Annotated in this window: 15 protein-coding genes; 7 read left to right on the top strand and 8 right to left on the bottom strand. The window is 71.3% G+C overall.

Annotation, left to right across the window (positions count from 1 at the left end):
- Nucleotides 1-27: 27 nt before the first annotated feature.
- Nucleotides 28-957, top strand: a complete 930-nt coding sequence (locus MO1_RS02080) for an NAD(P)/FAD-dependent oxidoreductase (RefSeq protein WP_060915085.1) — start codon at nucleotides 28-30, stop codon at nucleotides 955-957.
- On the opposite strand, the gene MO1_RS02075 is transcribed toward MO1_RS02080, so the two are convergent.
- Together MO1_RS02075 and MO1_RS02070 are read right to left on the bottom strand one after the other, a co-directional pair.
- Nucleotides 940-1,641, bottom strand: a complete 702-nt coding sequence (locus MO1_RS02075) for a YdeI/OmpD-associated family protein (protein ID WP_255209202.1) — start codon at nucleotides 1,639-1,641, stop codon at nucleotides 940-942. The two genes, MO1_RS02080 and MO1_RS02075, sit on opposite strands and share 18 nt — an antisense overlap.
- Complete coding sequence (locus MO1_RS02070) at nucleotides 1,617-2,318, bottom strand: NRDE family protein (RefSeq protein ID WP_174520533.1); 702 nt, start codon at nucleotides 2,316-2,318, stop codon at nucleotides 1,617-1,619. The genes MO1_RS02075 and MO1_RS02070 overlap by 25 nt, the downstream gene beginning before the upstream one ends.
- 43 nt (nucleotides 2,319-2,361) lie before the next feature.
- On the opposite strand from MO1_RS02070, the gene coaBC reads away from it, so the two are divergent.
- From coaBC to MO1_RS02055, 3 genes are all read left to right on the top strand, one after another.
- On the top strand, nucleotides 2,362-3,567 hold the full coding sequence (coaBC, locus tag MO1_RS02065; RefSeq protein ID WP_036310299.1) for a bifunctional phosphopantothenoylcysteine decarboxylase/phosphopantothenate--cysteine ligase CoaBC: 1,206 nt from the start codon (nucleotides 2,362-2,364) through the stop codon (nucleotides 3,565-3,567).
- Nucleotides 3,568-3,631: 64 nt separating this feature from the next.
- Complete coding sequence (locus MO1_RS02060) at nucleotides 3,632-5,437, top strand: AMP-dependent synthetase/ligase (RefSeq protein WP_060915083.1); 1,806 nt, start codon at nucleotides 3,632-3,634, stop codon at nucleotides 5,435-5,437.
- Between the two features lie 20 nt (nucleotides 5,438-5,457).
- The gene (locus MO1_RS02055; protein ID WP_060915082.1) at nucleotides 5,458-6,354 is read left to right on the top strand and encodes a DUF1295 domain-containing protein; all 897 of its coding nucleotides are present in this window, start codon (nucleotides 5,458-5,460) and stop codon (nucleotides 6,352-6,354) included.
- A 144-nt stretch (nucleotides 6,355-6,498) separates the two neighbouring features.
- Here the strand turns inward: MO1_RS02055 and MO1_RS02050 are convergent, their stop codons facing one another.
- Together MO1_RS02050 and MO1_RS02045 are read right to left on the bottom strand one after the other, a co-directional pair.
- A complete protein-coding gene (locus MO1_RS02050; RefSeq protein WP_060915081.1) occupies nucleotides 6,499-8,583 on the bottom strand; it encodes a S9 family peptidase in 2,085 nt (694 codons plus the stop codon).
- 44 nt (nucleotides 8,584-8,627) lie between these two features.
- A complete protein-coding gene (locus MO1_RS02045; protein WP_060915080.1) occupies nucleotides 8,628-9,200 on the bottom strand; it encodes a cysteine hydrolase family protein in 573 nt (190 codons plus the stop codon).
- A 128-nt stretch (nucleotides 9,201-9,328) separates the two neighbouring features.
- Between MO1_RS02045 and MO1_RS02040 the strand changes: the two genes are divergently transcribed.
- Nucleotides 9,329-10,984 carry a RecQ family ATP-dependent DNA helicase gene (locus tag MO1_RS02040; protein WP_060915079.1) on the top strand — a complete coding sequence of 552 codons (1,656 nt, stop codon included), beginning with the start codon at nucleotides 9,329-9,331 and terminating at the stop codon, nucleotides 10,982-10,984.
- A gap of 92 nt (nucleotides 10,985-11,076) precedes the next feature.
- On the opposite strand, the gene MO1_RS02035 is transcribed toward MO1_RS02040, so the two are convergent.
- The 3 genes from MO1_RS02035 to MO1_RS02025 all read right to left on the bottom strand — a co-directional run bounded on the left by MO1_RS02035 (nucleotide 11,077) and on the right by MO1_RS02025 (nucleotide 14,427).
- Complete coding sequence (locus tag MO1_RS02035; protein WP_060915078.1) at nucleotides 11,077-11,961, bottom strand: aldo/keto reductase; 885 nt, start codon at nucleotides 11,959-11,961, stop codon at nucleotides 11,077-11,079.
- Between the two features lie 76 nt (nucleotides 11,962-12,037).
- On the bottom strand, nucleotides 12,038-13,747 hold the full coding sequence (locus MO1_RS02030) for a long-chain-fatty-acid--CoA ligase (RefSeq protein WP_060915077.1): 1,710 nt from the start codon (nucleotides 13,745-13,747) through the stop codon (nucleotides 12,038-12,040).
- 65 nt (nucleotides 13,748-13,812) lie between these two features.
- The gene (locus MO1_RS02025; RefSeq protein WP_060915076.1) at nucleotides 13,813-14,427 is read right to left on the bottom strand and encodes a TetR/AcrR family transcriptional regulator; all 615 of its coding nucleotides are present in this window, start codon (nucleotides 14,425-14,427) and stop codon (nucleotides 13,813-13,815) included.
- Between the two features lie 74 nt (nucleotides 14,428-14,501).
- Here MO1_RS02025 and MO1_RS02020 point away from each other — a divergent pair, with 74 nt between their 5' ends.
- Together MO1_RS02020 and MO1_RS02015 are read left to right on the top strand one after the other, a co-directional pair.
- Nucleotides 14,502-15,113 (top strand): GNAT family N-acetyltransferase, encoded by a 612-nt coding sequence (locus tag MO1_RS02020; RefSeq protein ID WP_060915075.1) that lies wholly within the window; start codon nucleotides 14,502-14,504, stop codon nucleotides 15,111-15,113.
- 10 nt (nucleotides 15,114-15,123) lie between these two features.
- Nucleotides 15,124-15,642 (top strand): DUF2087 domain-containing protein, encoded by a 519-nt coding sequence (locus MO1_RS02015; protein WP_060915142.1) that lies wholly within the window; start codon nucleotides 15,124-15,126, stop codon nucleotides 15,640-15,642.
- On the opposite strand, the gene MO1_RS02010 is transcribed toward MO1_RS02015, so the two are convergent.
- Complete coding sequence (locus tag MO1_RS02010) at nucleotides 15,633-16,679, bottom strand: S66 family peptidase (RefSeq protein ID WP_060915074.1); 1,047 nt, start codon at nucleotides 16,677-16,679, stop codon at nucleotides 15,633-15,635. The genes MO1_RS02015 and MO1_RS02010 overlap by 10 nt on opposite strands.
- Between the last annotated feature and the right edge of the window lie 104 nt (nucleotides 16,680-16,783).

The raw sequence follows: 16,783 nt of genomic DNA, 5'->3' as shown, positions 1-16,783 counted from the left end.
ATGCCCGAACCGATGGAGCGTGGAGGCATGACAGACACCTTTTACGACGCCGTCATCGTGGGCGGCGGCACCGCTGGACTCAGCGCCGCGCAGATGCTCGGGCGCGCGCGTCGCCGCGTACTCGTCGTCGACGCCGCCGCACCCCGAAACCGATTCGCAGCACACATGCACGGTGTGCTGGGTCACGATGGGCGCTCCCCCGCCGAGCTCCTCCGCATCGGCCGGGCCGAGGCGGAGGCGTACGGCGTCGAGTTCCTCCGTACGACCGTGACCTCGATCGACGACGCCGGCGGCCGTCTCTCGGTCGCCTACGACGGCGGCACACTCTCCGCGCGCGGCGCGGTCCTCACCACCGGCGTCGTCGACGACCTCCCCGACGTCCCCGGCCTGCGCGAGCAGTGGGGCCGTGGCGTGATCCACTGCCCGTACTGCCACGGCTACGAGGTCGCCGGACGCCGCCTCGGAGTGCTCGCCACGTCGCCCGCGAGCCTGCACCAGATCGAACTCGTCCGGCAGTGGAGCGACGACGTCACGGCGTTCACCGCGGGACTCGGCGACGTCGACGACACGGTCACCGCACGACTGGCGGGCCGCGGCATCCGCCTCGTCGACAGCATCGTCACCGAGCTCCGCGCGGAGGACGACGTCGTGACCGCAGTTCTGACGGCGGACGGCACCGCCCACCCGATCGACGCGCTCTTCACCGCGCCGACGCCCCGCCTGCACCTCGAGTACGCCGCGAACCTCGACCTCGCGATCTCACCCGAGCCCGGCGAGGGTCTTCGCCTCGACATGCGCGGCGCGACGAGTCATCCGCGCGTCTTCGCGGCCGGCAACGTCGCGACCCCGTTCGGCAACGTCCCGCTCTCGATGGGTCAGGGCTCCATGGCGGGCGCCGGGCTCAACGCGGCGCTCGTGATGGAGGACGCCGCAATCGCGTCACTCGCGCGCAGCTGAGGCGGCCGCGGCGGCGCGTGCCAGCCACGCCGGCGGTTCGCCGTACCGCTGGAACGGCACGAGCCGGCCCGCCGCGCAGTCCTCGACGAGCGTCGCGAGCCGGTCGATGCGGGTCTGCTCGCGCTTCGCACTCTGCAGCCAGTTCGCCACGGCCCGCCGGTACGACGGAGTCACCTCCTCCCAGAATGCCCGGGCGGCCGGGTTCGCTGCGAGGGATGCCGCCTGCTCCTCCGTCAGCTCGTTGCGCTGCTCGTGCGAGTACACGCCGCTGCGCTCAGGCGTCCGCCGCTCGAAGGCGGCGAGCCCCGCGGGATGCATCCGCCCCTCGGCCTGCAGCCGCTCGATGTGCGCGATGTTGACGGCGCTCCAGATCGACCGGGACTTCCGCGGCGTCCACCGCTGGACGCGCGCACCATCGCCGATGCCGCGGGCGATGGAGTCGATCCACCCGAATCGCAGCGCTTCGGGCACGGCTGCCGCCCAGGTCAGCCCCAGACGCGGGTCGCCCTTGCGGTAGAACAGCGTCCACACCTCGGTCGCCGTGGCGTGGTTCGCCTCGAGCCACTCGCCGAACTCCTCCGCCGACGCGAAGAAGACCGGTTCAGGATCGGATGCCGCTGCCGCCATGCTCGCGAAGCTACACCCGGCATCCGACTCTGTCAGCGCAGCTGCAGGCTGTTCCACGCTCCGGGCTCGTCAAGCTCGCCGTAGATGACATCGGCTCCGGCCGCCGAGACGGACGCCGCGCACACAAGCAGCGACAGCGTCGGGTAGCCGTGCGGGCGATTGTCGCGGATGATCGCGCGATCGTCGGTCGGCGGCAGCGCGGTCGTCCGCTCGAGCGCCGCGACCCACTCGGCGACCCAGTCCTCGCCGGACGGCGCCGCGAACGCGTCGTGCCACGTGGCGATGCGCGCGGTCTTCGGGTCGTCGACATCGTCGTGCGCGATCATGTGCACGCCGGGGGCGAGGTCGACCGCGCGCACCGCGTCGCCGTCCCACATCGCGACGCGGGCGCGGCCGGGGGTCACGGTCAGCAGGTTGAAGCCGTGCGTCGGCGGCGCGATCGGCAGGTCGCGTCCCGCCGCGGCCTCGAGCACGATGTGACCGCGGGAGCCCGTCGCCAGCGAGTCGTCGATGAGGTCCGCCCGGTTGAGCACGACGGCGAGACGGGCTTCGGCGGGGTCGGCCGCGAGCCACGCACCGCCCGCACGCGTGTCGCGGACGCCTACGACACCGGGCAGCTCCGGCCACCACGCACCGAGCGGGTCCCACGCCCGCGCCGGATCCTCGTCGCGGACGGCGAGCACACGGATCGCGGCGGTCGAGTCCTCGGGCACGTGGACGATCACGGTGCACATCGGTGGGGCCTCTCGTGTCCGCACCCCGTGGGAGGATCGGACCATGTTCGTCGTCGTGGGCGTCTCCGGCGGTATCGCCGCATACAAGACGGTGCAGGTTGTGCGTGCGCTGGTGACCAACGGGCACGAGGTGCACGTTGTTCCCACCGACGACGCCCTGAAGTTCGTCGGGACCGCCACCTGGGAGGCGATCAGCCGCCATCCTGTCACGACGAGCGTGCACGACGACGTCGCCGAGGTGCGCCACGTCGCCCTCGGCACGAAGGCCGACCTCGTCATCGTCGCGCCGGCGACCGCGAACACCCTCGCCAAGATGGCCGCCGGCATCTCCGACAACCTCCTCGGCGTGACCCTGCTCGCCACGACCGCCCCCGTCGTCGTCGCACCCGCGATGCACACCGCCATGTGGGACCACGCGGCGACGCAGGCCAACATCGCGACGCTCCGGGCACGCGGCATCCACATCGTCGGTCCTGCCGACGGACCGCTCACCGGCGGCGACAGCGGCCCGGGCCGCATGGTCGAGCCGGACGAGATCGTCGCCGCCGCCCTCGCCGCGGTCGACGCCCCGGCATCCGATCTCGCCGGGCTCCGCGTCGCCGTGTCGACCGGCGGCACGCGGGAACCGATCGATCCCGTCCGCTTCCTCGGCAACCGGTCCAGCGGAAAGCAGGGGGTCGCCGTCGCCCTCGCCGCGGCCGACCGCGGCGCATACGTGCACCTCGTCGCCGCGCATGTCGACGACGGCGTGCTTCACGAGGCGCTGCACCACCCGCGGATCGCCGTCGAACGTGCACTGACGGCGGTCGAGATGGATGCCGCGATGCGCGCTGTCAGCGACGAATCCGACGTCGTCGTCATGGCCGCGGCCGTCGCCGACTTCTCGGTTCCCGAGGTCTCGGACGTCAAGATCCGCAAGGAGGACGGGACCTTCGCCCTCGACCTCGTCGAGAACCCCGACATCCTCATCGGCCTCGTCGAGGAGCGGCGCCCCGGCCAGACGATCGTCGGATTCGCGGCCGAGACCGCGGCCGACGATGGGGAGTTGCGGGAGCGCGGCATCCGGAAGCGCTCACGGAAGGGCGTCGACCTCCTGGTCGTGAACCGCGTCGGGTGGCAGGAAGGCTTCGAGGCGAGCGAGAACGCCGTGCTCTTCGTCGATGCGACGGATGACGTCGCTGGGCAGGCCTCCGGGACCAAGCGCGCCGTCGCCGATGCCCTGTGGGACGCGGTGCTGCGGCTGCGCTGATCCCATCGCGCACCCGCGCGGAACATAGCGGAATCCGATTCGGGTTCGGCTCCGAATATTCTGTGTGCCGCAGATACACACCCCCCTTCTCGCGCCCGCGGACGGGCATCGGAACGTCACCGACCTGCTCGTCCGGCGCGCCGAGAAGGCCCCCGACCACGCCGCCTTCGACGTCGCCACCGGCGACGGATCGTGGCAGCAGATCTCGACCGCATCGTTCCTCCACGAGGTCCAGCGGCTGGCGAAGGGCTTCATCGCCGCCGGCATCCGTCCCGGCGACGCTCTTGCGATCATGGCCTCGACGCGCTTCGAGTGGGCCGTCACCGACCTCGCCGCCTGGTTCGCCGGCGCCGTCGTCGTCCCGGTCTACGAGACGTCCTCTCCGGTCCAGGTCGCCGGCATCGTCCGCGACGCCGGGGTCGTTCTCGGCGTCGGCGGGACCGAGGCCCAGACCAGCCGGTTGATCGATGCCTTCGCCGAGACCGGCACCGGGGGCCTCGGCGCCTATGCGATGGACCCGCGCGAGCGGGTGACCGGCGGCATCCCGACCCTCGACGAGCTGCGCTCACGCGCCGACGAGGTGACGGATGCCGACCTCGAGCGGCACCGCACCGCCGCCGACCTCGACGCGGCCGCGACCATCGTCTACACGTCGGGGACGACGGGCGAGCCCAAGGGCGCCGTGCTCACGCACCGGAACTTCCTCGGGCAGGTGCTGAACATCGCCGCGGCCTACGGCGAAGTCGTCCACGAGGGCGGCAACACGATCATCTTCCTGCCGCTCGCGCACGTCCTCGCGCGCGGACTGCAGCTCATCTGCCTCGCGAACGGCATGCGCATCGCGCACCTCAGCGACCCGAGCACCGTCGTCGAGACCCTGTCGGTCCTGCGACCCACGTTCCTCGTCGTCGTCCCGCGCGTCCTCGAGCGGATCCAGGCCGCCGCGGCGCAGAAGGCCGAGGCGGCTCACCTCACCCGCGTGTGGCGGGCCGCGGTCGCGACCGCCGTCGCCGGCGGGCGTGCGTCCGAGCAGAGCGCGGACGGGCGGGCACCGGCATCCGTTCGGCACCGCCTGTTCGAGGCGCTGTTCTACCGTCGCCTCCGCGCGGTCATGGGTGGCCGCGTCGACTACATCCTGTCGGGAGGGGCGCGGCTCGACCCCGAGGTGTCGCTGTTCTTCCGCGGGATCGGCGTGCCCGTGATCGAGGGGTACGGCCTCACCGAGACCACGGCTCCCCTGACCGGCAACCTGCCGGGCGACATCCGCGCCGGCACCGTCGGGCGGCCGCTCCCCGGATCGACCGTGCGGATCGGCGACGACGGCGAGATCCTTGCGAAGGGCATCGGTGTCTTCCGCGGCTACCGCGACAGCGCGCACGACGCGGACGCGTTCGTCGACGGCTTCTTCCGCACCGGCGACCTCGGCCGCTTCGATGCCGAGGGACGTCTCATTATCGTGGGCCGGGTGAAGGACGTCATCGTCACCTCGACCGGCAAGACAATCGTCCCCGCACCGTGGGAATTCGCCGTCGAGGCCGACCCGCTCGTCTCGCACGCGGTCATGGTCGGCGAGGGGCGCTCGTTCCTGACCGCGCTCATCGTCGTCGACCCGGAAGAGGTCGCCGCCCGACAGGGCGCCACCCCCGCGGACGGGCGGCTGCACGAGATCCCCGACGAGGACCTCCGCGCGCGGATCCAGCGGCGCATCGACGCGGCCAACGCGCTCGTCTCGCGCAGCGAACAGGTGCGGCGCTTCACCCTCATCGCCGCGGACCTCGCGGACACCACCATCATCACGCCGACGCTGAAGATCAAGCGCCGCATCCTCCTCGAGCGCGGTTCCGACGTCGTCGCCGCGCTTTACAGCTGACACCCTCCCGAAAGGCCCCCATGTCTTCGCAGAACCGTTCCGCCCTGATCACCGTGATCGTGGGCCTCGTCATCGGCGCGCTCGTCGCGCTCGCGGGCAGCCAGGGCGGCGCGACCGCCGGCGGCGTGCCCGTCTTCGCCCTCGCCGTCGCCGCGGCGTTCCTCGTGCAGGTCATCGTCTTCATCCCGTCGGCGATCGCCCGCACCGAGCGCTTCTTCGACGCGACCGGCAGCGCGACCTTCATCCTCGTCACCCTGGGTGTGTTGCTCCTCTCCCCCTCCCCCGACGCGCGTTCTGTCGCACTCGCGGTCATGGTGATCGCTTGGGCGGCTCGCCTCGGCTCGTTCCTGTTCGTCCGCATCCACCGCTCCGGCAGCGACGACCGCTTCGACGAGATCAAGGTCCACCCGCTGTCGTTCCTCCGCGTCTGGATCATGCAGGGACTCTGGGTGAGCATCACGGCCGCCGCCGCGTGGATCGCGATTGCCACCGCTCCCGCCGACCGCGCCGCGTTCGACGTGTTCGCCGGCATCGGCATCGCGCTGTGGCTCATCGGCATGGCGATCGAGGTTGTCGCCGACGTGCAGAAGACCGCGTTCAAGGCCGACCCCGCCAACCGGGGCCGGTTCATCCAGAGCGGCCTGTGGTCGCGGTCGCGCCACCCGAACTACTTCGGCGAAATCCTCGCGTGGGTCGGCGTCGCGATCGTGGCCGCGCCCGTCTTCGACGGCTGGCAGTGGATCGGGCTCCTCTCGCCCATCTTCGTCGTGCTGCTCCTCACCCGCGTGAGCGGTGTGCCGCTGCTCGAGAAGAAGGCCGACAAGCGCTGGGGCGGCGAGGCCGACTACGAAGCGTACAAGACGGCGACGCCCGTGCTCGTCCCGCGCCTCACGCGTCCGAAGCTCGCCGTGCGCTGAGGCGCGACGCAGATAGCGGCATGCCACGACCCGGCATCCCGCTCGGCGAATCGGGTCCTCGGAACCAGCCCTGCGGCGGTTCCGGGGACCCGATGTGTCGTGCCACCGGCATCCCGGCGGCACATCGGGTCCCCGGAGGCCGGGTCAACCCAGCCCGGCGACGGTCGGTGCGGGCGTCCCGTGCACGTGCTCGCCGAGGAAGCCGAACACGGTCTCGTACCAGACCACCGCGTGCTGAGGCTTGAGCACCCAGTGGTTCTCGTCGGGGAAGTAAAGGAACCGGTGCACCGTCGATCCGTCGTCCTCACCGAAGTGCTCGTTGAGCTCCGACCAGAGGCGGAGGCTCTCGCCGATGGGCACGCGGTAGTCGCGGTCGCCGTGAATGACGAGCAGCGGCGTCGAGATGTTCTCGACGTAGCGGTGCGGTGAGTTCTCGACCATCGCCTCGGGCGTGAAGATCTCCTGCCAGTACGACGAGCTGTCGGTCGTCCCCGCGAACTGATCGAGGGCCCACAGGCTCGCGTGGGTCACGATCGCGCGGAAGCGGTCGGTGTGCCCGGCGACCCAGTTCGCCATGTACCCGCCGAACGAGCCACCCATCGCGGCGGTCTTGGTCTCGTCGATGTCCGCACGCGCAACGACCTCGTCGGTGATCGACATGAGGTCGGTGTAGGGCTTCACGCCCCAGCTGTTCCAGCCGCGCGCGATGAAGTCGAGACCATAACCGGTCGACAGCGCCGGGTCGGGCAGCAGCACCGCATAGCCGCGCGCGAGGGCGAGCTGCGGGTTCCAGCGCCAGCTCCACGCGTTCCAGCTGTTGAGGGGCCCGCCGTGGATCCAGAGCAGCAGTGGGGCGGGGGATGCCGCATCCGCCCCTTCCGGCAGGAGCAGCCAGCCGCGCACCCGCGCACCGTCCTCGGCCGTCGTCTCGACCTCGGTCATCGTGCCCGCCGGAGCCGGGAGCGGAGCCGGCGTCGCGAGCGCGGTCACGGTTCCGTCGGGGTCGATGCGGACCGGGTGCGGCGGCACCATCCACGATGAGCGGAGCGCCACGAGCGCACCCGTCGCGCGGTCGACGGACACGTTCGAGTAGGCGTGGTCGTCGGTCGTGAGCTGCACGGGAGCGCCGCCGTCGAGCGGGACGCGGAAGACGGGACCGCGCCCGTCCTGGTCGGCCGTGACGATGAGTGCGGTGTCGTCGTGCGCGAAGGTAACGTCGGTCGGCCAGCGGTCCCAGCCCTCGGCGAGGCGGCGCGGCGCGGCGCCGTCGATGCCCGCGACCCAGAGCTCCTGGTCGGCGGGACCGGTCGGGTCTGAGAATGTGGCGCGGACGTAGGCGATCAGCGAGCCGTCGTGGCTGATGGCCGGACCCTCGAAGTAGGTCGAGCGCTCCTCGAACAGCGTCGTGTGCTCGCCCGACGCGACGTCGATCGACACGATCGCGAAGCGTTCGGCGCGCCCCTCGGGGAAGCGCATCGCGGCGATGAGCGTGCGGCCGTCGGGGGTGAGCGCCGTGCCGGCGGTGTCGGCGGTGCGACCAGGTGCGGGCGTCAGGTCGCGCGGGCGCGGAAGGGATGCCGGGTAGGGGGTCGTGGCATCCGGTTCGTCTTCGGCGGTGTCGGAGGCCGCCAGCGACCCGATCGTGTCGGCGAGGTCGCCGAGCTCGAGCGAGAGGAGGTGCGGCTCGGCGGGGCCGAGGTCGTGGTCCCAGTAGCGGACCGGGTAGGTCGTGTGCAGGATCGCGGACAGCTTGCGCTTCTTCCGTTCTGCACGCAGCTTCGCGTCGGCCTCGAACGAGTCCGCGGACGGCAGCAGGTCTGCGGAGAGCACGGCGACGGATGCCGCATCCGCGACGGCCTCGATGCCCGACACTCCCCCGGCGAGGCGCGTGATCGCTCGGGCCTCGCCGCCCGCGGCGGGCAGCAGCCACAGCTGCGCCGCTTCGTCCTCGCCGTCGCCCTCCGCGTCAGGACGGCCGCTGACGAACAGCAGGTCGCCGTTCGCGGTGAACGCGGCTCCCTGTTCACCCTTCGCCGAGCGGGTCAGCCGTCGCGGCGTGCCGCCGCCCGCCGCCGGGACCTCCCACAGCGCGCGGTCGTATCCGGTCTTGTCCTTGTTCAGGGTCGCGACCGTGAGGACGGCGCGGGTGCCGTCGGGCGAGAGGGCGACGGCGTCGATGCGGGGCAGGGTGATGTAGTCCTCGAGCGAGGCGAAAGGGTTCTGCGGCATCCCTCCACGCTAACCGTGGACCCTGTCGCGGCGACAGGGTCGGTTCAGCGGAGCAGGTCGGCGGTCGAGCAGACGGTGGCGAACTCGCCGTCGAGGTTCGTCGCGGTGATGGCCGCGAGCGTCGCTGCGGGGATCACCCTGCCGTCGGGCGCCGTGCGGTCGAACGAATGGGTGGCGTCGAGGGCGAAGTACACGTCGTACCCGAGGTTGCCACCGACGCGGGCGGTCGTCTCGCAGCAGTGGTTCGTCGAGATGCCGGTGACGACGATCTGCTCGATCCCGTTCGCGCGCAGCCACGCATCGAGGTCGGGAGTCCCGTGGAACGACGAGTTCACGCTCTTCGTGACGAGCAGATCCGGGATGCCGGTGACCTCGGGCTTGAGGTCGTTGCCCGCCTGGCCGGGTCTCAACGGTGACGCCGGCGAGGTCGAGTCATGCCGGACGAACACCACGGGCCACCCGCGCTCACGCCAACGCTCGATGAGCGCGGCGACGTTCGCCTCGCAGTCGGGGTTGTCGCGCTCGCCCCAGTAGGCGGAGTCGTCGAACCCGCGCTGCACGTCGATGACGACGAGCGCGGCACGGTCGAGGGTGAGCTGGCGCGGCGGGATCTGCACGTTCCGAGCCTGGCACGCGGCGCCGGCGAGCGGCTGTCACGGTGCGGCGGGATCCTGCCAGGTGGAGGGCTGCGGCATCCGGTGTCAAGGGTGTCCTCCGAGGTCGCGGCATCGACGACCGTGGAGGGATGCCACACCGCTCCACCCCTGCATCGTCCGCACCCGATCGCGCCGAGGTCGAGCGCATCGCCGCTGAGCGGTTCGGACTGACGCAGCTGCGACCGGCGCAGCTCGACGCGATCGAGGCGGCTGCCGGCGGGCGCGACGTGATGGTCGTCTGGGCGACCGGATCGGGCAAGTCCGCCGTCTACCAGGTGACCGCAGCCCTGCGGCCGGGCGTCACCGTGGTGGTGTCTCCGCTCATCGCGCTGCAGGAGGACCAGCTCGCCGGGCTCGAGCACGCACCCGACGCACCCAAGGCCGTCGCGCTCAACTCCAGCCGCGGCGAGAAGGCTCGCGATGATGCTTGGCGGCGCCTGCGCGAGGGCGAGGCGACGTACGTGCTCCTCGCTCCCGAGCAGTTGGCCAACGACGAGGTCGTCGCCGAGCTCGCCGCCCTCGACATCGCCCTCCTCGCTGTCGACGAGGCGCACTGCATCGCCGCGTGGGGGCACGACTTCCGTCCCGATTACCTGGGTCTCGGCGAGGTCGCCGAGCGGCTCGGGCGGCCACCGATCCTCGCGCTGACCGCGACGGCATCCACCCCCGTTCGCGAGGAGATCGCAGCCCGGCTCGGACTCGACGACCCGTCGATCCACATCGGCGACGTCGACCGTCCGTCGATCCGCCTCGGCGTGCGCCGCCACGGCGACGACCGAGAGAAACGCGCCGCCGTCGTCGACGAGGTCGCCTCACTGCCCGTCCCGGGGCTCCTCTACACGTCGACGCGACGCTCGGCCGAGCAGTACGCCGACGACCTGACCGAGCGCGGCAAGCGGGCGCGGGCGTACCACGCCGGGCTCCCGTCGAGGGAGCGCGCCGAGGTGCACCGGCAGTTCCTCTGCGACGAGCTCGACGTCGTCGTCGCGACGAGCGCGTTCGGCATGGGGATCGACAAGGAGAACGTGCGCTTCGTCATCCACGCCGACGTGCCCGAGTCGATCGACGCCTACTTCCAGGAGCTCGGTCGCGCCGGCCGTGACGGCGAAGAGGCGCACGGCACGCTTCACTACCGCGCCGAGGACCTCGCCCTGCGCCGCTACTTCGCGACGAAGAACCCGGATGCCGCCGAGCTCCGCCGCCTCATGCGGTCGATGTCGACGCGGGCGCGCCTGAAGTCCACTCTCGCGACGGAGTCCGGGCTTTCACCGCGCCGCGTCACGGGACTGCTCACGCTGCTGATCGACACAGGGTCGGCTCGTGCGTCGAAGTCCGGGGTGTCGCTACTGCGGAACCTCGACGAGCGGGCGGCCGTGAAAGCGGCGCTCGAACGGGTCGACGAGCGTGAGCGGATCGAGCGCTCGCGGATCGAGACGATGCGCGAGTACGCCGAGACGCGGCGCTGCCGACGACAGGTGCTGCTCGGCTACTTCGGGCAGGACCTCGACAAGTCGTGCGGCAACTGCGACACCTGCGCGGCGGGGGCGGCCGACGCCGTTCGGGACCCGGCATCCGTCTCGGCCGCCGGATTCGAGATCGACAGCAAGGTGTCGCACCGCGAATGGGGTGCCGGCACGGTCGTCTCGATCCACGACGACCGCATGCGGGTGTTCTTCGACAGCGAGGGCTACAAGGTGCTCTCGCTCGAGATCGTCGAACGAGAGCACTTGCTCAAGGCCGGCTGACGTACCACTCGGATTCGGACCGCACCGCCGGATTCGGACCGGGGAATGCTTCCCGATCCGAATCGGCGTCACATCTCCGAATCCGGGCCCCCTCAGACCTCGATGCCGACAGCGGCCGAGCAACGGGCGAGCTCGTCGGTCGAGAGCACCAGGTCGCGGGCCTTGGCCGAGTCTGTGATGGATGCCGAGCGGCTCGCTCCTGGGATGGGGATGACCGTCTCACCGAGCGAGAGCTCCCACGCGAGGACGACCTGCTGCGGGCTGACTCCGTGGTCGGCCCCGATCTCGGCGAACGCTGCGAACCGCTCGCCGATCGAGCCCGCGCCGCCGATGCCGCCGAGCGGGCTCCACGGCAGGAACGCGATCCCGTGCTCGACGCAGTAGGTCAGTTCGCCGTAGCTGCCGGGATGCCGCGGCGAGAACTCGTTCTGGACGCTCGTCAGGTTCCCCTCGCCGAGCACTTCCTGGGCGATCTGGATCTCCTCGACGCTCGCGTTTGAGATGCCGAGCGTCCGCACGAGTCCCTCGTCCTGCAGCGTCTTGAGATTCTGCATGACCTCGCCGTAGACCATCCACCGGTCGGGACGGTGGTACTGGTACAGATCGATCACGTCGACCTGCAGGTTCTTCAGCGACTTCTGAACGGCGCTCCGGAGGTACTCCAACGACCCGTTGCGTCCGAAGTCCTTCTCCTCGGTGCGGGTGATGCCGCCCTTCGTGGCGACGACGATGGACGACCGGTCGCCATCCCACCCGGCGAGCGCGTCTCCAACGATCCGCTCGTTGTGTCCCATCTGGTCCCAGCTGGGCGCGTAGATGTCAGCGGTGTCGACGAACGTCACGCCGGCATCGAGGGCCGCCCGGACGGTCGCCACCGCGTCGTCGTGCGACGGGATGCCGTTTCCGTTCATCGACACCGGCATGGCGCCGAGTCCGATGGCCGAGACGGTGAACGGTCCGAGAGTGCGCTGCGACATGAGTCTCCTTCGACGTGGTGGGGTGCGGCATCCACCCTGCCATCCGAGACCGCCGACAGCGACGACCCTTGACAGATCAGCGCGCGGTCAGCTGCTCCCGCACCTGGCGGCGAAGCACCTTGCCGATCTGCGAGCGCGGCAGATCATCGAGCTGCACGACCTTGCGCGGCACCTTGTAGGGGGCGAGGTGCGACTTGGCGAAGTCCTTGAGAGCGGATGCCTCGAACGCCGCCCCCTCCTTCATCACCACGGCTGCCACCACGTCCTCGCCGCCGGACGGGCGGGCGACGCCCACGACGGCCGCGGCCTCGACATCGGGGTGCAGCGTCAGCACCTGCTCGACCTCGCTCGGGCTCACGTTGAACCCGCCCGTGATGATCAGCTCCTTGACGCGGTCCACGACCGTCACGAACCCGTCGTCCGAGACCGTGACGATGTCGCCGGTCCGGAGCCAGCCGCCGTCGAGCAAGACCTCCGCCGTCTCCTCGGGGCGACGCCAGTACCCCTGGAACACCTGCGGTCCGCGAATCAGCAGCTCACCCGCCTCACCGGCGGGGCGGTCGACGGTCGGGTCGTCGGGGTCGACCACGCGGATCCACGTGCTCGGGAACGGCACGCCGACGGTGCCCGGGCGGCGCGTCGGGCCGATCGGGTTGCCGAGCGCCACGGGCGACGTCTCCGTCATGCCGTAGCCCTCGACGAGCAGCCCGCCGGTCGCCTCCTCCCACCGCGTCACGGTCGGGACGGGCAGGCTCATCGCGCCCGAGATCGCGAAGCGGATGGTCGAAAGGTCGACGTCCTTGCGAGTGCTCGCGCGGGACAGCGCGTCGTAGATCGGCGGGACGCCCGGAAGGAAGGTCGGCGGCGACTTCTTCAGCGCGCCGACGACGAGGTCGACATCGAACTTGGGGAACAGCACGATCCGCGCGCCGATCGACACGGCGAACGTGAGGCAGAGGGTCAGCCCGTAGGCGTGGAACATCGGCAGAACGGCGTAGAAGGTCTCTTCGCCCTCGTGCAGTCCCGGCACCCACGCACGCCCCTGCTCGGCGTTCGACCGGAGGTTCCGATGCGACAGCACGGCGGCCTTCGGCATCCCCGTCGTGCCGCTCGTCAGCTGCAGGAGCGCCGTGTCGTCGAGCTCGGGACGCGCCCACTTGCGGGAAAGGCGGCGCGTCTTCGTGAACTGCGACCACCGGATGACCCCGCGCGCGGTGGGCTTGGAGGTCATCGCCTCGCGCCGCTCGCGGAGGGCGGGCACCGGTGCGCGCAGCGCCGTGCGCATGACCCACGGGAGCGCGTCGGTCATGTCGACGGCGACGATCGCGGCGGGGGCGACGTCGCTCGGGAACTCGGCGACGATGTCGGCGACCTTGTCCCAGACGATCGCGACGACCGCCTCGTGCACCTCGAACTGGTGTCGCAGCTCGCGCGCAGTGTAGGTGGGGTTGTGTTCGACGACGATCGCGCCGATGCGAAGCGCCGCGTAGAAGGCGACGATGTGCTGCGGGCAGTTGGGCAGCACGAGAGCGACGCGGTCGCCCTTACGCACGCCGAGCTTGCGGAGCGCGTTCGCTGCGCGCGACACCTGCTCGCCGAGTTCGGCGTAGGTCGTCTCGGAGCGGAAGAACTCCGTCGCGACCTTCGACCCATAGCGTTCGACCGCGTGATCGAGCAGATCCACGAGCGTCTCGTCGACCGGATCAATGTCGGTCGGGACGCCGGGCGCGTAGGCAGCCAGCCAGGGGCGATCCTGCAGATCGGATGCCGGGGGTGTCGGGCTCATCGTCTTGTCCTCCTCGGTGTCCCGCCAGCGTAGGGCGGCGTGTTCATGCGTCTGCTGTGCGTTCGCTACGGGCGCTCGAGACCGGCGAGGCCGGACGTCAGCACGTCGATGACGTCCTCGACGTGCGCGTCGTCGTCGGTCGCGAGCCACCACGCCGCGAGCCCTTCTGCGGCGGCGTGAACGACGGCGACGAGGGTCGCAGTGGGCACGGTCGTCTCGGCGCCGCGGACCTCTCGCCACGCCTCGACGAGCCGCCCGATCTCGGACTGGACCGACTCGACTTCAGCGCGTGCAGCGACGGCGAGCGCAGCCGAGGCGCGCGCCATGGCGGTGAGTTCGGCGAGGCGTTCGTGCCTCACGCGGTCGCGCTGGAGCTCGGCGATGAAGGTGCGGAGCGCGGCGGAGACAGCCTCCGCGAGGGGCAGAGGCGCGAGCGGCTCGGCCCACAGGCGGCGGGTCAGCAGCTCCGATTCGCGCTGCAGGAGAGCGGTCACGAGCTCGGCCTTCGAGCCGAACGCGTAGCTCACGACGCGGTGGGCGACCCCCGCGCGCTGCGCGACGGTCCGCAGCGACAGCGCGGACACCCCGTCGTCGACCATCACGGCGACGGCGGCGTCGAGCAGCTGACGGCGTCGGTCGTCGACGTCGAGGTAGGTCCGGCGAGGGGACGGGTCGTTCACAGTGGTCTCCGAGCATGCGGCGCGGTGGTGTCTCCATACTAGTTTTATCCACTTGGACCAATCGAGGAGACATCATGATCACCGTGACCCCCGCCCGCGCCACCGACCTCGCCCCGGCATCCGTGGTCCTCGCCGAAGCGTTCGCGCAGGACCCCGTCATGTCGGCGATCGTTCCCGGGTCGCGTCGGCGTCATGAGCGGCTCACCGACCTGTTCCACGGCCTCCTCGCGAGCGGTCCGTACGCCACCGGGACGGTGGACCTCGCCCGCGATGCCGACGGCACTCTCCTCGGCGTCGCCGCGTGGGAAGGTCCTCACGCCGAGCGCGGCGCCTTCGGTCGGCAGACCGGGGAGCTCCCCCGCTTCGCGCGGGCGCTCGGCTGGCTCGGGATGCCGCGGGCCCTCGCCCTGCTGTCGCGTCTCGCCCGCCACCGCCCCCGCGCACCGCACTGGTATCTCGCCGAGATCGGGGTCAGTGCCGCCGCCCGCGGCAAGGGGGTCGGCAAAGCGCTCCTCGCCGCACAGCTCGACACCCTCGACACCACCCGCCAGACCGCGTACCTGGAGTCCTCCACGCCCGACAACCGTCGCCTCTACCGGCGGCTCGGGTTCGAGGAGCTCAGCCCGATCGACGGCGTTCCGGGCGCGACGCCGGTCGCGATGCTGCGTCTGCCCGCCGCGCGGTAGCGTGCTGAGCATGGTGACGGACCGAAGCGGAGACACCTGGCGACCTCTCGTCGCGGCGCTCGCGAACGACCGGGTGCGCGAGGCGTTCGCCCGGCTGACGCTCGGCGCGAGTGCGGACGACGCCCTCGACGGACTGTCGCCCTCGCGGCGACGCCACGTCGTCGAGACGCTGCACCGCGCCGGGCTCGTCACGGCGGATCTCCGCGCCGACGGCACGGCGTTCGCGCGGGTGCTCGCCGCGGTTCCGCCCGCTCCGCGGCCCACCGGTGCGGACCGATTCCTGTCGAGCGAGGGCCGACTCGTCCGCTACCCGTCGCATCCGGACGAGAGGCGCGACCTGCTCGAGACCCTCGCGCAGCGGGTGCTCGCTCCGGGCGAGATCATCGACGAGCCGGAGCTGAACGACCGGTTGGCCGCTCTCACCGACGACATCCCGGCGCTCCGCCGTCACCTCGTCGACCACGAGATCGTCGAGCGCACGCGCTCCGGCAGCGCGTACTCCCTCGTCGCCGCGCCGCCTCAGTCGTAGGAGCCGAAGACGCGGCGCCCCGCGCCATCGAGCCGCATGAGACCGCCGTAGGGCACGATCCACTGAGGTCGCGTGTGACCGAACGGCACGCCGATGCAGACGACGGCCTCCGGGTTGTAGCGAGCGACCAGCGCGGTCACCACGTCGCGCTGCGCGTCGCGGCGCGCGCGGCGGGTCTCGGCATCCGGTTCGTCACCGAACGTGCTCACCGGCGGCCGCGCAACCAGCACGCCGGCGACAGCCCCGAGCACGCCACGCTCGCCGAGTGCGCGCAGCCAGCGTGCGACGAGGCGGCGCGAGGGCAACTCCTCGCTCGTTTCCAGCAGGAGGATGCCGCCCTGCAACGCATCGAGCTCCGGCATCCGTCCCGCGAGGCCGATCTCGTCGAGCACGTCGAGGCACCCGCCCCACGTCCGCCCCTCGACGACCCGTTCCGGGCCCGACCACGTCCACGGCTCGGTCTTCTGCCGGTCGCCGTAAGAGGTGAGCGCGCGAGGGTCGAGCCAGTCGATCCCGATGTCCTCCGACTCGCCGGGCTCGGTCAGCTCGAGCTCCCCGCCGTCGAACAGCGCCGCGCGGAGCGACTGCAGGTGGATGGTGTCGATCCCCGGCCCGGCACCGAGGTGCACCTGGGTCGACCCGCCGTAGAACCCCGGCACGCCCGCCTGCCACAGCGCGTTCAGGAGGTGCGTGTTGTCGCTGTACCCGAGGTACGGCTTCGGGTCGGCGATCGCCGCGGCGAGGTCGACGTGCGGCACGACGGTGATCTGGTCGTCGCCGCCGACGCTCGCGAGAATCGCACGAACATCGGATGCCGCGAACGCCGCCTCGACATCCGCTGCGCGGGCGCGCGGGTCGGCGCCCAGCATCCGCGTCGTGGGGTATTCGACCGGCTCGAGGCCGAGGTCGTCGCGGATGCGGCGGAGCGCCTGCTCGTGCACGGCGGGCGCGAACCCGGGAGCGGCGAACGAGGGCGAGAGCACCGCGACCCGGTCGCCCGCGCGAAGCTTCGGGGCAGTCCGGAACGAGGGGCGCATGAGCTCATCGTGGCATCCGCGGGGCGACCGTCACCCGCTGTTCACCGGCGATTCACTCCGTTGCAGGAACGCCGTCGGATCCTGGAACGGACCTGCACGAAAGG

The organism is Microbacterium oleivorans NBRC 103075 (assembly GCF_001552475.1).
Taxonomy (GTDB): domain Bacteria; phylum Actinomycetota; class Actinomycetes; order Actinomycetales; family Microbacteriaceae; genus Microbacterium; species Microbacterium oleivorans.
Note: the sequence above shows the minus strand (reverse complement) of the source record. Positions and strands in the feature narration are given on the sequence as shown.

Bases quoted from the DNA above. Each gene is read 5' to 3' on its own strand.
- MO1_RS02020 (WP_060915075.1), top strand. From the start codon at position 14,502: ATGATCACCGTGACCCCCGCCCGCGCCACCGACCTCGCCCCGGCATCC.
- MO1_RS02070 (WP_174520533.1), bottom strand. From the start codon at position 2,318: ATGTGCACCGTGATCGTCCACGTGCCCGAGGACTCGACCGCCGCGATC.
- MO1_RS02050 (WP_060915081.1), bottom strand. From the start codon at position 8,583: ATGCCGCAGAACCCTTTCGCCTCGCTCGAGGACTACATCACCCTGCCC.
- MO1_RS02055 (WP_060915082.1), top strand. From the start codon at position 5,458: ATGTCTTCGCAGAACCGTTCCGCCCTGATCACCGTGATCGTGGGCCTC.
- MO1_RS02015 (WP_060915142.1), top strand. From the start codon at position 15,124: ATGGTGACGGACCGAAGCGGAGACACCTGGCGACCTCTCGTCGCGGCG.
- MO1_RS02010 (WP_060915074.1), bottom strand. From the start codon at position 16,679: ATGCGCCCCTCGTTCCGGACTGCCCCGAAGCTTCGCGCGGGCGACCGG.
- MO1_RS02030 (WP_060915077.1), bottom strand. From the start codon at position 13,747: ATGAGCCCGACACCCCCGGCATCCGATCTGCAGGATCGCCCCTGGCTG.
- MO1_RS02080 (WP_060915085.1), top strand. From the start codon at position 28: ATGACAGACACCTTTTACGACGCCGTCATCGTGGGCGGCGGCACCGCT.
- MO1_RS02035 (WP_060915078.1), bottom strand. From the start codon at position 11,961: ATGTCGCAGCGCACTCTCGGACCGTTCACCGTCTCGGCCATCGGACTC.
- coaBC (WP_036310299.1), top strand. From the start codon at position 2,362: ATGTTCGTCGTCGTGGGCGTCTCCGGCGGTATCGCCGCATACAAGACG.
- MO1_RS02040 (WP_060915079.1), top strand. From the start codon at position 9,329: ATGCCACACCGCTCCACCCCTGCATCGTCCGCACCCGATCGCGCCGAG.